The organism is Gemmobacter nectariphilus DSM 15620, assembly GCF_000429765.1.
Lineage (GTDB): Bacteria > Pseudomonadota > Alphaproteobacteria > Rhodobacterales > Rhodobacteraceae > Wagnerdoeblera > Wagnerdoeblera nectariphila.
In genome coordinates this window covers 304479-319728 of sequence record NZ_AUCM01000003.1, presented here as the reverse complement: position 1 = coordinate 319728, position 15250 = coordinate 304479, and the positions used below count along the sequence as shown (strand labels likewise).

The window sequence follows — 15250 nt, the reverse complement described above, 5'->3', positions numbered from 1 at the left end:
AAACACAGGGGAAGAAACCCCATGAACAGGGAGACTACAATGTTCCGCAGAACCCTTCTGGCGACCAGCGCCGCAATCGGCCTTGGCCTGGCATTCGGCGCCCCCGTGGCGGCCGCCGGCATGGACAAGGTGAAAGCCTGCTTCGTCTATGTCGGGCCGATCGGCGATGGCGGCTGGACGTTCCAGCACGATCAGGGCCGTCTGGCGGCAGTCGAGAAGTTCGGCGACAAGCTGGAAACCATGTATCAGGAATCGGTTCCCGAAGGCGCCGATGCGGAACGCGTGCTGACCCAGATGGCGCTGTCGGGCTGCAACATCATCTTCACCACCTCGTTCGGCTACATGGACCCGACCAACACGGTCGCCGCCAAGTTCCCGAACGTGAAGTTCGAGCACGCCACCGGCTACAAGCGCGAGCATGCCAACGTGTCCACCTATGATGCGCGCTTCTACGAAGGCCGCGCCGTGATCGGCACCATCGCGGGCAGCATGACCAAGTCGAACAAGATCGGCTATATCGGGTCCTTCCCGATCCCCGAGGTCATTCAGGGCATCAACAGCTATTTCATCCACGCCCGCAAGGTGAACCCGGCGGTCGAGCTGTCGGTGGTCTGGGCCTATACCTGGTTCGACCCGGCGAAAGAGGCGGATGCCGCCAAGGCGCTGATCGAGCAAGGCGTCGACGTGATCGCCGCGCATACCGATTCCACCGCGCCGCTGGCCGAGGCACAAAAGGCCGGCAACGTGATCGGCTTTGGCCAGGCCTCGGACATGGCGGCCTACAAGCCCAGCCCGCGCGTGGCCTCGATCATCGACAACTGGGGCCCCTATTACATCGAGCGGATCGGCGCCCTGCTGGACGGGACCTATGAGCAGAAGGCCACCTGGGCGGGAATCCCTGGCGGCGAAGTGCTGATCGGCGAGATCACCGAGGCCGTCCCGGCCGATGTGAAAGCCGCCGCCGAGAAGATCCGCGACGATATCGCGGCAGGCACCTATCACCCGTTCACCGGCCCGCTGAAGAAACAGGACGGCTCGGACTGGCTGAAGGATGGCGAAGTGGCCGACGATGGCACGCTGGCCGGCATGATGTTCTTTGTCGAAGGCATCAAGGCCGACATTCCGAAATAAGCCTGACACCAGACAGGTTTGCGGCCCCGCGGCATCTGCTGCGGGGCCGTTTCGTTTCAAAGGGTTACGACGGGGCAAAGGGGGCCTTCTGCCCCCTCTGCGCGCCAGGGCGCGCATTCACCCCCGAGGATATTTGGATCAGGTCGAAATCAAGGATCAGAGCCAGGATCGAGGATCGCGGGCGCAAACTGGCGAATCCGGTCAGCAAATCTTGCCAATTCCAGCAGTTTCACCTTGCGCTGCATCGCGGCATCGGTAGTGTTACGCCCCAAACGAACCGGGTAGAGGAAGCACCATGGCCGAGTTCCGCAAGATCCTTGTTGCCAACCGGGGCGAGATCGCCATCCGCGTCATGCGGGCTGCGAACGAGCTGGGGAAGAAGACCGTCGCGGTCTTTGCCGAGGAAGACAAGCTGAGCCTGCACCGGTTCAAGGCCGACGAGGCCTATCGGATCGGCGAAGGGCTGTCGCCCGTCGGGGCCTATCTGTCGATCCCGGAAATCATCCGGGTGGCGAAGATGTCGGGGGCCGACGCGATCCATCCCGGCTATGGGCTGTTGTCGGAAAACCCCGAATTCGTCGAGGCTTGCGCGGCGGCTGGCATCACCTTCATCGGGCCGAAGGCGGAAACGATGCGCGCGCTTGGCGACAAGGCCAGCGCGCGGCGGGTGGCGATTGCGGCCGGTGTGCCGGTGATTCCGGCGACCGAAGTGCTGGGCGAGGATTTCGCCGCCATCCGCACCGAGGCCGAGGCGATCGGCTATCCCTTGATGCTCAAGGCCAGCTGGGGCGGCGGCGGGCGCGGGATGCGCCCGATCATGGCCGAGAACGAGCTGGAGACCAAGGTGCGCGAGGGTCGGCGCGAGGCCGAGGCGGCCTTTGGCAATGGCGAGGGCTATCTGGAAAAGATGATCCTGCGCGCCCGTCATGTCGAGGTGCAGCTCTTGGGCGATACCCATGGCGGGCTGTATCACCTGTATGAGCGGGACTGTTCGGTCCAGCGGCGCAACCAGAAGGTCGTCGAACGCGCCCCGGCCCCCTATCTGTCCGACGCGCAGCGCGCCGAGATCTGCGAGCTTGGCCTGAAGATCGGGCGCGCTGTCGGCTATCAGAACGCCGGCACGGTCGAGTTCCTGATGGATATGGAGTCGGGCAAGTTCTACTTCATCGAGGTGAACCCCCGCGTCCAGGTCGAGCATACCGTGACCGAAGAGGTCACGGGCATCGACATCGTGCGGGCCCAGATCCTGATCGCCGAGGGCAAGACGCTGGCCGAGGCGACCGGCACCCCCGGCCAGTCCGAGGTGCGGCTGAACGGCAATGCCATTCAGTGCCGTGTCACGACCGAGGATCCGCAGAACAACTTCATCCCCGACTATGGCCGCATCACCGCCTATCGGGGCGCGACCGGCATGGGGATCCGGCTGGATGGTGGCACGGCATATTCGGGCGCGGTGATCACGCGCTATTACGACAGCTTGCTGGAAAAGGTGACGGCCTGGGCGCCGACGCCCGAGATGGCGATTGCCCGCATGGACCGCGCCTTGCGCGAATTCCGTATCCGGGGGGTGGCGACGAACATCGACTTTGTCATCAACCTGCTCAAGCACCCGGTGTTCCTGTCGAACCAGTATACGACCAAGTTCATCGACACGACGCCCGATCTGTTCAACTTCCGCCGCCGCCGCGACCGGGCGACCAAGATCCTGACCTATATCGCGGACATCACCGTCAACGGTCACCCCGAAACCGCAGGCCGGGCAAAGCCTGCCGAGGCGCGCACCCCGCGCCCGCCAGAGCTGATGGCCGCACCCGCGCCCGGCACCGCCGATCTGCTCCGCGCGCATGGGCCGAAAGGCGTGGCCGACTGGATGCTGGCGCAAAAGCGCGTGCTGATCACCGATACAACGATGCGCGACGGCCATCAGTCGCTGCTGGCAACCCGGATGCGCAGCCTGGACATGATCCGCGTGGCGCCGGCTTATGCGGCCAACCTGCCGGGTCTTTTCTCGGTCGAATGCTGGGGCGGGGCGACGTTTGACGTGGCCTATCGCTTCTTGCAGGAATGCCCCTGGCAGCGCCTGCGCGATCTGCGCGCGGCCATGCCGAACCTGATGCTGCAGATGCTGCTGCGCGGCGCGAACGGGGTGGGCTATACCAATTACCCCGACAATGTGGTGCGGTCCTTCGTGCATCAGGCGGCGGAAACCGGGATCGACGTGTTCCGCGTGTTCGACAGCCTGAACTGGGTCGAGAACATGCGCGTTGCGATGGATGCCGTGCAGGAAACCGGCAAGATCTGCGAAGGCACGATCTGCTATACCGGCGACATGCTGGACCCGGACCGGTCCAAATATGACCTGAAATACTATGTCGGCATGGCGCGCGAATTGCGCGACGCCGGTGCCCATGTGCTAGGGCTCAAGGACATGGCGGGCCTGCTGAAACCCGCTGCCGCCCGGCTGCTGGTCAAGGCGCTGAAGGAAGAGGTCGGCCTGCCGATCCATTTCCACACCCATGACACGGCGGGCATTGCCAGCGGCACGATCCTTGCCGCCGCCGAGGCCGGGGTGGATGCCGTCGATTGTGCCATGGATGCGCTGTCGGGCAACACCAGCCAGGCGACGTTGGGCACGGTGGTCGAGGCGCTGAAGGGCGCCGAGCGCGACACTGGCCTTGACATGGCGCGGATCCGCGAGATCTCGGATTACTGGGAAGCGGTGCGGGGCCATTACGCGGCCTTTGAATCGGGGATGCAGGCGCCCTCGTCCGAGGTCTATCTGCACGAGATGCCGGGGGGCCAGTTCACCAACCTCAAGGCGCAGGCGCGCTCGCTGGGGCTGGAATCGCGCTGGCACGAGGTCGCCAAGACCTATGCCGATGTGAACCGGATGTTCGGCGATATCGTCAAGGTGACGCCCTCGTCCAAGGTGGTGGGCGACATGGCGCTGATGATGGTGGCGCAAGGTCTGACCCGCGCGCAGGTCGAGGATCCGGCGGTCGAGGTGGCGTTTCCCGACTCGGTCGTCGACATGATGAAGGGCAATCTGGGCCAGCCGCCGGGTGGCTGGCCGGCCGCGATCCAGAAGAAGGTGCTCAAGGGCGAGACAGCGTTCACCGACCGCCCCGGCCTGCATGCTGCCCCGGTGGATCTGGAGGCAACCAGCGCCGAGCTGCTGGAAAAGGTGCGCGCCGCCGCTGGCGAGGATGCCGAGACCGAGACCGTCGATGGCGAGGATCTGAACGGCTATCTGATGTATCCCAAGGTCTTCATGGACTACCGCGCGCGCCATGCGATCTATGGCCCGGTGCGGGTGCTGCCGACGCGGACCTTCTTTTACGGCATGGAGCCGGGCGAAGAGATCACCGCCGAGATCGACCCTGGCAAGACGCTGGAAATCCGGTTGCAGACCGTGGGCGAGACCACCGATGACGGCGAGGTCAAGGTGTTCTTCGAACTGAATGGCCAGCCGCGGGTGATCCGGGTGCCGAACCGCTCGATCAAGGCGGCCACCGCGCGCCGGCCCAAGGCCGAGGATGGCAACGCCGCCCATGTCGGCGCGCCGATGCCGGGATCCATCGCATCGGTCGCGGTGTCGGTCGGCCAGAAGGTCAGCGCGGGCGATCTGCTGTTGACGATCGAGGCGATGAAGATGGAAACCGGCCTGCATGCCGACCGGGCCGGAACGGTCAAGGCTGTCCATGTCTCTCCCGGTGCCGGGGTCGAGGCCAAGGATCTGCTGATCGAGCTGGACTGAGAGTAGGCGGGGGGCTGCCGCCCCCCGCACCCCCTGCTTCAAGGGGGCTTGCGCGCCCCCTTGAAAATCCCGCGGGGTATTTGCGGCAAGATGAGGCAAAGCCCGCCGCGGCCTTCGTCTGTTCAAGTTATCGCGGGGTGACTTGGCGCGGCAGCCAGCAAGCGGGAGCAACAGGGCCCCAAACCTGAGGCGACCCATGACCGGGCGTGGCCCGCGTGGCCCCAACACCTTGCGTGCCCCGCAGAATCGGGGGGCTGTGCGCCCTGCCCCCGGTGCCCGTCACGCGCCCGCAGCACGGCCAGCCCACCCCGTCCCACCCCACAGTGCCCTGAAATCCGGCGCAATCCGCCCTGGCCCGGTCTGCACCGGACGATTTAGCGCAAACGATCACATCCGCCGACCAGCCCGGATCACGCCCGGGCTTGCGCCGCGCGCGCGGGGGGCTTAAGCCCATGCCCGTCATTCACCCTCAACCGGAGAGGACCACCATGGCCAGACCCAAGATCGCGCTGATCGGCGCGGGCCAGATCGGCGGCACGCTTGCCCATCTTGCCGCACTGAAGGAACTCGGCGACGTCGTGCTGTTCGACATCGCGGAAGGCACCCCCCAGGGCAAGGCGCTGGACATCGCGGAATCGGGCCCCTCGGAAGGGTTCGACGCGACGCTCAAGGGCACCAACACCTACGAGGACATCGCGGGCGCCGATGTCTGCATCGTCACCGCCGGCGTGCCGCGCAAGCCGGGCATGAGCCGCGACGACCTGCTGGGGATCAACCTCAAGGTCATGAAATCGGTCGGCGAAGGCATTGCCAAATACGCCCCCGACGCCTTCGTGATCTGCATCACCAACCCGCTGGACGCGATGGTCTGGGCGCTGCGCGAATTCTCAGGCCTGCCGCACAACAAGGTCGTCGGCATGGCCGGCGTGCTGGATTCGGCCCGTTTCCGCCACTTCCTGTCGGTGGAATTCGGCGTGTCGATGAAGGACGTCACCGCCTTTGTTCTGGGCGGCCATGGCGACACGATGGTCCCGCTGGTCCGTTATTCGACCGTTGCCGGCATCCCGCTGCCCGATCTGGTCGAAATGGGTTGGACCACGCAGGAAAAGATGGACGCCATCGTCCAGCGCACCCGTGACGGCGGCGCCGAGATCGTTGGCCTGCTGAAGACCGGCTCGGCCTTCTATGCCCCGGCGACCTCGGCGATCGAGATGGCGGAAAGCTATCTGAAAGACCAGAAGCGCCTGCTGCCCTGCGCGGCCTTCGTCAAGGGCGCCTATGGCCTTGACGGCATGTATGTCGGCGTTCCGACCGTGATCGGCGCCAAGGGCATCGAGCGCATCGTGGACATCAAGCTCAACAAGGACGAGCAGGTGATGTTCCAGAAGTCGGTCGACGCGGTGAAGGGCCTTGTCGAGGCCTGCAAGGGCATCGACCCGTCGCTGGCCTGATCCAGCTTATGCAAGGCCCGCCGCGCCCCATCTGGTGGCGCGGCGGGCCGCTTGATTCCGGGCCCTGTCCGAGCTGTCACAGCGATCAGCTGGCCAAGGGCCTTTCGGCGGACCCCGCCTGATGCTAACCGGAATGCAACCGTCCCCGGCAGGGGCGACGGACAGCAGGAGACCACCATGGATTATTCGAAATCCGGCAATCCGAAATCCGGCAAGGGCACGCCCCGTCATATCGAACACAACCAGAAGGGTCAGGCCGCAAACCCCTTTGGCCGCAAACCCTCGCGCGAGGATCTGCTGGAGCGGATGAAATCCGCCGCCGCGCGCAACGCCGCCAAGACCACTCCGAAACCTTAAGCCGCGCCCAGGTCAGGATGACGGCGATGTCCGGCCATGTCTCGCCCTATCTGGTCCCCGGGTTCTACGAGACCGCCCTGACCCGCGGCCGGCACCGCGACATCATCGGCGGGCGCTGGGACGAAACGGGCAGGATCCAGATGGACATGCTGCTGCGGCTGGGGTTGCAGCCGCAGCACAGGGTGCTGGACATCGGCTGCGGGCCACTGCGCACCGGCTGCCGGCTGGTGCCGTTCCTTGATCCGGGCAACTACTGGGGCACCGATCTGTCTGGCGCGCTGATGGCGACCGGCTATCGGCAGGAACTGACCGAGGCTGACCGCGCCCGCCTCCCCGAAGGCCAGCTGGTCGAGGATGGCAATTTCGACTTCCCCGGCCTGCCACGCGCCTTCGACCTCGTGCTGTGTTTTGCGGTCTTTACCCATCTGCCCCTTGCCCATCTTGGCCATGGTTTGCGTCGGGTGGCCGAGCGGCTGGACTTTGGCCTGTTCGCCTTTACCGTCTTTCTGGCGCCCGATGCGGTGGCCGCCGCCCGCCCCTATCGCCAGCCGGATGGCGTGGTCACCCATGGCGACCGCACGCCCTGGCATGTTCTGGCCGAGGATGTGACCCGCCTTGCCGCAGACGCCGGGCTGAAGGTCGACTTCCGCGACGACCGCCTGCCCCGTGGTCAGGTGCTGTGCGTGGCGCAAAGATGAGCAACTTGAGGTTGCGTCACGGCTGAAGCCATGCCACCCTGTGCCCATGCGCTTTCCGTTGATCATCGCCGCATGTCTGGCACTGGGAGCCTGTGTCGAACCCGGCGCCGAGGGCTATGAACTGGCCAATATGCGCCCCTCGAACATCGTGCCAAAGTCCTCGCCTGCCCGGCTGGTCGCCATTTTCGAAGACATATGCCTTGACGGTCCGACCGATGCCAATGCGACGGCTGGGCGCCTGCGGACAATGGATTATGTCGAGGTTCCCTCTCGCCAGCCACGGGCAATCCGCAGCTTTGTGGTGGATGACAGCCGCCCCGCCATCATGTTGGGTTCTGACGGGCGGTCCTGCGCCGTCGCTGCCCGGTCCCGGACCGGCCAGACCGAACGGCTGCGCAGCCTGATCGCCCGGCGATATCCCGGTGCCACCGCGCTTGGCGGTGCGGGGATCGAGCAGGGTTGGTCCCTGGGCGGCGGCAACGGCGCGGTGCTGGTGCGCCGCGTGGTCCGGCCCGGCTATCCTTCGGAACTGATCGTCATCCACCAGCGAAGCTAAGGCCGCTCTGGCAAAGCGGTCACAGTCCCGCTAGCCTGTGCGGGTAGTTCCCAGTCTGGACCGACCCTTGAGCGATCCGTTCCGTGCCCTTGCCGCCCGCTTTCAGCCCGGCCCCACAGCAACGCCCCTGCCCCCCGGCCTGGATCGGATCCGCGCGATCTGCGAGGGCGAGGGCGGGTTCTGGCTGGAAACCGATCACCACATCCTGTGCTACCGGCCTGGCGCGGATCGGCTGGTGGTCAGCTTTGACAACCTGTCCTCGGACCGCGAGACCAGTTTCCGCAAGCCCTTTGGCCATGATCTGATCATCGCGCAGGGCTGGGGCAACCTTGGCGTGATCGTCAAGCGCAAGGACTGGTTCCAGTGCCCGCAGCTCAAGGCCGCCATGGTGGCGGTGGCTCAGGCGGGGCTGTTTGCGCGCTATCCGGCGGTCAGCCTGTATGGCTCGTCGATGGGGGCGTTCGGCGCGGCGGCCTTTGCCGGGCTCGCGCCGGGGGCGGTGGTGCTGGCCTATGCGCCGCAATCCACCTTGCGGCCCAGGATCGTGCCGTTCGAGACGCGCTATCGCTATGGCCGGGGCCTTGGTGACTGGTCGGGCGATTTCACCGATGCCGCGCGCAGCATCCGCACCGCAAGCCGGGCCTATGTGCTGTTCGACCCTTGCGTCCCCGAGGACCGTCAACATGCCGCCCGGCTGGCCGGGCCGCAAGTCGTGCAGATCCCGCTGCGCCACTTTGGCCACAAGTTGCCGCCGATGCTGCTGCGCATGGGTGTCTTGCGCGAGATGACACTGCTGGGGCTGCGCGGCACGCTGGACGCGCCACAGGCGCAGCGCCTGCTGCGCAAGCGGCGCGATGCCATACCCTATGTGCTCTCGGTGCTGGGCGCCGCGCAGGCGCGGGGCCATGCGCGGCTGGCGCTGGCCGCGGCCGAAAGCGTGGCGCGGCGCATCGACAATCACCGCTTGCGTGCCTTGCGCCGGTCCCTGTCGGCCGCGCTGCGCGGGGACCGGCCCGACAGCTGAATCGCTGCATCGCGGCATCCTGATTACGATTTCCATAATTGTGATCACAAGGAAAAATCGTGTGATCACATCGGGCGGATTTCCGCTGCTTCCATGGTGTTCGGGCCGGAATCCGGTTTGTTACCGCGCCGACATGTGCCATGACGCCACCAAATCTAACCAGGACGGGACGACGTCATGAACATCCATGAATATCAGGCCAAGGCGCTGCTGCGCAGCTACGGGGTTCCGGTTTCGGATGGCCGCGCGGTTCTGCGCGCCGAGGAAGCCAAGGCCGCCGCAAGCGAGCTGGGCGGGCCGCTCTGGGTCGTCAAGGCCCAGATCCATGCGGGTGGCCGTGGCAAGGGCAAGTTCAAGGAAGCCGAAGCCGGTGAAAAGGGCGGCGTGCGCCTGGCGAAATCGGTGACCGAGGCCGCCGAGATGGCGCAGCAGATGCTGGGCCGCACGCTGGTGACGCACCAGACCGGCCCGGCCGGCAAGCAGGTCAACCGCATCTACATCGAAGACGGCAGCGACATCAGCCGCGAGCTGTACCTGGCCCTGCTGGTCGACCGTGGCACCAGCCGCGTGTCCTTCGTCGTCTCGACCGAAGGTGGCATGGACATCGAGGAAGTCGCAGCCCATACCCCCGAGAAAATCGTCTCCTTCTCGGTTGATCCGGCGACCGGCATCCAGCCGTTCCACGGCCGCAAGGTTGCCTTTGCGCTGGGTCTGGAAGGCAAGCAGGTCAAGCAGTGCGTCGATCTGATCGGCAAGCTCTACAAGGCGTTCGTAGAAAAGGACGCCGAGATGATCGAGATCAACCCGCTGATCGTGACCACCGATGGCGATCTCAAGGCGCTGGACGCGAAAGTCGGCTTCGACAACAACGCCCTGTTCCGCCAGCCCGACATCCTGGCCCTGCGCGACGAGACCGAGGAAGACCCCAAGGAACTGGTCGCCTCGAAGTTCGACCTGAACTACATCGCGCTGGACGGTGAAATCGGCTGCATGGTGAACGGCGCGGGCCTGGCCATGGCGACGATGGACATCATCAAGCTTTATGGCGCAGAGCCGGCCAACTTCCTGGACGTCGGCGGCGGCGCCACCAAGGAAAAGGTGACCGAAGCCTTCAAGATCATTACCTCGGACCCGAACGTCAAAGGGATCCTGGTCAATATCTTTGGCGGCATCATGCGCTGCGACATCATTGCCGAAGGCATCATCGCCGCGGTGAAAGAAGTCGGCCTGCAGGTTCCGCTGGTCGTGCGTCTGGAAGGCACCAACGTCGATCTGGGCAAGCAGATCATCGCCAATTCCGGTCTGAACGTGATCGCGGGCGACGACCTGTCGGACGCGGCGAAGAAGATCGTCAAGGCGGTCAAGGGCTAAGGCTGATGGCGCGCGGCGCGATCCATCTGGGGCTGTGCGGGGCGATGGGCCTTGCTGGCTGTTCGGGTCCGGCTGTGCCGGAGTCGGCAACCGGCGCCATGTCCGCGCTGGCCGCCGAGGTGGTCGCCGTCACGCGCCTGTGCCTTGACAACGGCCTTGCGCCCGAGCCGGTGCAACAGGGGCTGCGCGCCCGCGGCTATGCTGCGCGCGTGCCGCTCAGCCCGCTGATGGCGCCTGCCGACCCTGCCGTCGGGCTGCGGGTCCTGCGCCCTGCCCCCTGCACGCTCTATGTCGCACGCTCCGAGGCCCGTCTGGCCTCGCGCGCGGTCGAAAACGAGCTGCGCCGGCAAGGCTTTGCCCGGACCGACGACAAGGCGGTCTGGTCAGACGGCCCCCGCCGCATCCGGGTGGATCGCGAGACGGCCCCAACCGCCCGCTACATCGAGAACAACGCCGCCATCAGCCTGACCTCGGGCTGAGCGCATCCGAAATCGCGGCCTTGCCGCATCCGCATGATCACGGGGCTTGCCCCGTCAGAACAAAGGAACGTCACGATGGCAGTCCTCGTCGACAAGAACACCAAAGTCATCTGCCAGGGCATCACCGGCAGCCAGGGCACCTTCCACACCGAACAGGCCATTGCCTATGGCACCCAGATGGTCGGCGGCGTGACCCCGGGCAAGGGCGGCTCCAGCCACCTGGGCCTGCCGGTCTTCAACTCGGTCCATGAGGCTGTGGAACGCACCGGCGCCGATGCTTCGGTGATCTACGTCCCGCCGCCCTTCGCGGCCGATTCCATCCTTGAAGCGATCGACGCGGAAATCCCGCTGATCGTGTGCATCACCGAAGGCATTCCGGTGCTGGACATGATGAAGGTCAAGCGCGCGCTGATCAATTCCAAGTCGCGCCTGATCGGGCCGAACTGCCCGGGCGTGATGACCCCCAGCGCCTGCAAGATCGGCATCATGCCGGGCAACATCTTCTCGGTCGGCTCGGTCGGCGTCGTGTCGCGCTCGGGCACGCTGACCTATGAAGCCGTGAAGCAGACCACCGACGTTGGCCTTGGCCAGTCGTCGGCCGTGGGCATCGGCGGTGACCCGATCAAGGGCACCGAGCATATCGACGTGCTGGAAATGTTCCTGGCCGACCCGGACACCCATTCGATCATCATGATCGGCGAAATCGGCGGCTCGGCCGAAGAGGAAGCCGCGCAGTTCCTGGCCGATGAAAAGAAGAAAGGCCGCTGGAAACCCACCGCCGGCTTCATCGCGGGCCGCACCGCGCCGAAGGGCCGCCGCATGGGCCATGCCGGCGCCATCGTCTCGGGCGGCAAGGGCGACGCGGAATCGAAGATCGAGGCCATGAAGTCGGCCGGGATCATCGTGGCCGACAGCCCGGCCGGTCTGGGTGAAGCTGTGCTGAAAGCGATCAAGGGGTAAGGGCATGGCGGGGGAAACCCCGCCTCCTCATAAGAAGAGACATGGAGCACTATGGCATCGTTGCTAGCCATCGTGACCGGGAAGCTCCGGTCGTATCGCTCCTCGGGGGGCACCAGCCGCTCAGAGTTCTTGTGGCGCGCAGCATTTTTGCTGCCGATTGCGTTTACCCTGAGTGCATACACCTTTCCAAACGTCTCAACTTTGGCCGACGTCCAGTCCACTTTAATCCTGACCCTTGCCTATTGGTGGCCAATCGCTGCCGCGCTGGTTCACCGCGCACGCGATGCCGGGCTGAGCTCGAACTGGCCAGCGGCAACCGCAGGATTCGCAATTCTGGCATGGGGCCTGACACTTCTGCGTTCCGTGCCAGAGAACCCGCTGTCCGAGGATCACCTGTGGTATATCAGCATCGGTTCGGCCGTTGTTGCCATCCTCATGCTGCTGCGTGTCATTGTCAGCCCCACCAGCCCCTCACTCAACTCCCATGAGGTCTCGCCATGACCGATCAATCTTCCAACAGCCAGTTCCACGCCTCGTCCTTCATGGATGGCGCCAATGCCGATTACATCGATCAGATGGCGGCCAAGTTCGCGCGTGATCCCTCGTCGGTCGACGCCTCGTGGGCGGAATTCTTCCGCGCCCTGGGCGAAAGCCCGGTCGATGCGGAACGCGCCGCCGCCGGCCCCAGCTGGGCGCGCGCCGACTGGCCGCCGCAGCCCGCCGACGATCTGACCCTTGCGCTGACCGGCGAATGGCCGATCGTTCCCAAGGAAGCCAAGGGCGCCGGCAAGAAGATTGCCGAAAAGGCCGCCGAGGCCGGGGTTCAGGTCTCCGAGGCGCAAATCCAGCGCGCCGTGCTGGATTCGATCCGCGCCATCATGCTGATCCGCGCCTATCGCATCCGGGGCCATCTGGCCGCCAATCTTGACCCGCTGAACATGCGCGATGAATCGCTCCACCCCGAGCTTGATCCGCGCTCCTACGGGTTCACCGAGGCCGACATGGACCGGCCGATCTTCATCGACAACGTGCTGGGGCTGGTCCATGCCAGCATGCGCCAGATCCTCGACATCGTGAAGCGCACCTATTGCGGCACCTTTGCGCTGCAATACATGCATATCTCGGATCCCGAACAGGCCGCCTGGCTCAAGGAACGGATCGAGGGCTATGGCAAGGAAATCAGCTTCACCCAACAGGGCCGCAAGGCGATCCTGAACAAGCTGGTCGAGGCCGAGGGCTTTGAAAAGTTCTGCCATGTCAAGTTCATGGGCACCAAGCGCTTTGGCCTTGACGGCGGCGAGGCGCTGATCCCCGCGATGGAACAGATCATCAAGCGCGGCGGTGCGCTGGGTGTGAAGGAAATCGTCATCGGCATGCCGCACCGTGGCCGCCTGAACGTTCTGGCGAACGTGATGGGCAAGCCCTACAAGGCGATCTTCAACGAATTCCAGGGCGGCAGCTACAAGCCCGAGGATGTCGACGGCTCGGGCGATGTGAAATACCACCTGGGTGCCAGCTCGGACCGCGAATTCGACGGCAATGTCGTCCACCTGTCGCTGACCGCGAACCCCTCGCACCTCGAGGCGGTGAACCCGGTCGTGCTGGGCAAGGTGCGCGCGAAACAGGACCAGTATCACGACACCGAGGAACGGATCGCCGTCCTGCCGATCCTGCTGCATGGCGATGCGGCCTTTGCCGGCCAGGGCGTCGTGGCAGAATGCTTTGGCCTGTCGGGCCTGAAGGGGCACCGCACCGGCGGGACGATGCATATCGTGGTGAACAACCAGATCGGCTTCACCACCGCGCCGCATTTCTCGCGCAGCTCGCCCTATCCGACCGACATCGCCCTGATGGTCGAGGCGCCGATCTTCCACGTCAACGGGGATGATCCCGAGGCCGTGGTCCACGCGGCCCGCGTTGCCACCGAATTCCGCCAGAAGTTCCACAAGGACGTGGTTCTGGACATCTTCTGCTACCGCCGCTTTGGTCACAACGAAGGCGACGAGCCGATGTTCACCAACCCGGCGATGTATACCCGGATCAAGAAGCACAAGACCACGCTTCAGCTGTATACCGAGCGTCTGGTCGCCGATGGCCTGATCCCCGAAGGTGAGATCGAGGACATGAAAGCCGCGTTCCAGGCCCGCCTGAACGAGGATTTCGAGGCCGCCAAGGACTACAAGCCCAACAAGGCCGACTGGCTGGATGGCCGCTGGAAGCATCTGGGCCGCGAAAAGGCGGACTATGAGGCGGGCTCTACCGCGATCACGCCCGAGACGCTGGCCGAAGTCGGTGCCGCGCTGACCCGCGTTCCCGAAGGCTTCGACATCCACAAGACCGTGACGCGCCAGCTGGACGCCAAGGCCAAGATGTTCGAGACCGGCAAGGGCTTTGACTGGGCAACCGCCGAGGCGCTGGCCTTCGGCTCGCTGGCGGTCGAGGGCTATCCGGTCCGCCTGTCGGGCCAGGACTGCACCCGCGGCACGTTCAGCCAGCGTCATTCGGCCTTCATCGACCAGAAGACCGAAGAACGCTATTACCCGCTGAACAACATCCGTGCGGGTCAGGCGCGCTATGAGGTCATCGACTCGATGCTCTCGGAATATGCGGTGCTGGGCTTCGAATACGGCTACTCGATGTCGGAACCCAACGCGCTGGTGATGTGGGAAGCCCAGTTCGGCGATTTCGCCAACGGCGCGCAGATCATGTTCGACCAGTTCATCAACTCGTCCGAGTCGAAATGGCTGCGCATGTCGGGTCTGGTGATGCTGCTGCCGCATGGCTTCGAAGGTCAGGGGCCGGAACATTCCAGCGCCCGGCTGGAGCGGTTCCTGCAACTGTCGGCCCAGGACAACTGGATCGTCGCCAACTGCTCGACCCCGGCGAACTATTTCCACATCCTGCGCCGCCAGATCCACCGCAGCTTCCGCAAGCCGCTGGTGCTGATGACGCCGAAATCGCTGCTGCGCCATCCGATGTGCATCTCGGCGGCCGAGGATTTCACCACCGGATCGACCTTCCACCGCGTGCTGTGGGACGATGCGGAGCGCGGCAACAGCGATCTGACGCTGAAGCCGGATGCGCAGATCAAGCGCGTCGTGATCTGCTCGGGCAAGGTCTATTACGACCTGCTGGCCGAACGCGACAAGCGCGGGGCGGATGATGTCTACATCCTGCGTCTGGAACAGTTCTACCCCTTCCCGGCCCTGTCGCTGATGAAGGAGCTGGAACGCTTCAAGACCGCCGAAATCGTCTGGTGCCAGGAAGAGCCCAAGAACCAGGGCGGCTGGACCTTTGTCGAGCCGAACCTCGAATGGGTGCTGACGCGGATCGGCGCCCGGTTCTCGCGTCCGACCTATGCGGGCCGCACGGCCTCGGCATCGCCGGCGACCGGCCTTGCCTCGAAACACAAAGCTGAACAGGAAGCGCTCGTGAACGAGGCGCTGACCATCGAAGGAAAGTGACA

General features: G+C 65.0%; 12 protein-coding genes. All 12 read left to right on the top strand.

Features of this window, described 5'->3' with window-relative positions; genetic code table 11:
- Positions 1 to 39 precede the first annotated feature (39 nt).
- The 12 genes from G481_RS0101525 (at position 40) to G481_RS0101465 (ending at position 15248) form a co-directional block, all read left to right on the top strand.
- The gene (locus tag G481_RS0101525; protein ID WP_028028434.1) at positions 40 to 1131 is read left to right on the top strand and encodes a BMP family ABC transporter substrate-binding protein; all 1092 of its coding nucleotides are present in this window, start codon (positions 40 to 42) and stop codon (positions 1129 to 1131) included.
- 295 nt (positions 1132 to 1426) lie between these two features.
- Positions 1427 to 4888, top strand: coding sequence for a pyruvate carboxylase (locus tag G481_RS0101520; RefSeq protein WP_028028433.1), 3462 nt, complete (start codon positions 1427 to 1429; stop codon positions 4886 to 4888).
- 488 nt (positions 4889 to 5376) lie between these two features.
- Positions 5377 to 6339 carry a malate dehydrogenase gene (gene mdh / locus G481_RS0101515; RefSeq protein WP_028028432.1) on the top strand — a complete coding sequence of 321 codons (963 nt, stop codon included), beginning with the start codon at positions 5377 to 5379 and terminating at the stop codon, positions 6337 to 6339.
- 177 nt (positions 6340 to 6516) lie between these two features.
- Positions 6517 to 6696, top strand: coding sequence for a hypothetical protein (locus tag G481_RS0101505; protein ID WP_028028431.1), 180 nt, complete (start codon positions 6517 to 6519; stop codon positions 6694 to 6696).
- 26 nt (positions 6697 to 6722) lie between these two features.
- Entirely contained in the window at positions 6723 to 7394 is a 672-nt protein-coding gene (locus tag G481_RS0101500; RefSeq protein WP_035024762.1) for a methyltransferase, read from the top strand.
- Between the two features lie 58 nt (positions 7395 to 7452).
- Positions 7453 to 7950 (top strand): hypothetical protein, encoded by a 498-nt coding sequence (locus G481_RS0101495; RefSeq protein ID WP_154664494.1) that lies wholly within the window; start codon positions 7453 to 7455, stop codon positions 7948 to 7950.
- A gap of 67 nt (positions 7951 to 8017) precedes the next feature.
- Entirely contained in the window at positions 8018 to 8974 is a 957-nt protein-coding gene (locus G481_RS22535) for a hypothetical protein (RefSeq protein WP_051294231.1), read from the top strand.
- Positions 8975 to 9151: 177 nt separating this feature from the next.
- Positions 9152 to 10345 carry an ADP-forming succinate--CoA ligase subunit beta gene (gene sucC, locus G481_RS0101485; protein ID WP_028028428.1) on the top strand — a complete coding sequence of 398 codons (1194 nt, stop codon included), beginning with the start codon at positions 9152 to 9154 and terminating at the stop codon, positions 10343 to 10345.
- A 5-nt stretch (positions 10346 to 10350) separates the two neighbouring features.
- On the top strand, positions 10351 to 10824 hold the full coding sequence (locus tag G481_RS0101480; RefSeq protein ID WP_028028427.1) for a hypothetical protein: 474 nt from the start codon (positions 10351 to 10353) through the stop codon (positions 10822 to 10824).
- Positions 10825 to 10899: 75 nt separating this feature from the next.
- Positions 10900 to 11784 (top strand): succinate--CoA ligase subunit alpha, encoded by an 885-nt coding sequence (gene sucD / locus G481_RS0101475; protein WP_028028426.1) that lies wholly within the window; start codon positions 10900 to 10902, stop codon positions 11782 to 11784.
- Positions 11785 to 11835: 51 nt separating this feature from the next.
- Positions 11836 to 12285, top strand: a complete 450-nt coding sequence (locus tag G481_RS0101470) for a DUF805 domain-containing protein (protein ID WP_028028425.1) — start codon at positions 11836 to 11838, stop codon at positions 12283 to 12285.
- A complete protein-coding gene (locus G481_RS0101465) occupies positions 12282 to 15248 on the top strand; it encodes a 2-oxoglutarate dehydrogenase E1 component (protein WP_028028424.1) in 2967 nt (988 codons plus the stop codon). The genes G481_RS0101470 and G481_RS0101465 overlap by 4 nt, the downstream gene beginning before the upstream one ends.
- Positions 15249 to 15250: the final 2 nt, after the last annotated feature.

Bases quoted from the DNA above. Each gene is read 5' to 3' on its own strand.
- G481_RS0101525 (WP_028028434.1), top strand. From the start codon at position 40: ATGTTCCGCAGAACCCTTCTGGCGACCAGCGCCGCAATCGGCCTTGGC.
- G481_RS0101520 (WP_028028433.1), top strand. From the start codon at position 1,427: ATGGCCGAGTTCCGCAAGATCCTTGTTGCCAACCGGGGCGAGATCGCC.
- mdh (WP_028028432.1), top strand. From the start codon at position 5,377: ATGGCCAGACCCAAGATCGCGCTGATCGGCGCGGGCCAGATCGGCGGC.
- G481_RS0101505 (WP_028028431.1), top strand. From the start codon at position 6,517: ATGGATTATTCGAAATCCGGCAATCCGAAATCCGGCAAGGGCACGCCC.
- G481_RS0101500 (WP_035024762.1), top strand. From the start codon at position 6,723: ATGTCCGGCCATGTCTCGCCCTATCTGGTCCCCGGGTTCTACGAGACC.
- sucC (WP_028028428.1), top strand. From the start codon at position 9,152: ATGAACATCCATGAATATCAGGCCAAGGCGCTGCTGCGCAGCTACGGG.
- G481_RS0101480 (WP_028028427.1), top strand. From the start codon at position 10,351: ATGGCGCGCGGCGCGATCCATCTGGGGCTGTGCGGGGCGATGGGCCTT.
- sucD (WP_028028426.1), top strand. From the start codon at position 10,900: ATGGCAGTCCTCGTCGACAAGAACACCAAAGTCATCTGCCAGGGCATC.
- G481_RS0101470 (WP_028028425.1), top strand. From the start codon at position 11,836: ATGGCATCGTTGCTAGCCATCGTGACCGGGAAGCTCCGGTCGTATCGC.
- G481_RS0101465 (WP_028028424.1), top strand. From the start codon at position 12,282: ATGACCGATCAATCTTCCAACAGCCAGTTCCACGCCTCGTCCTTCATG.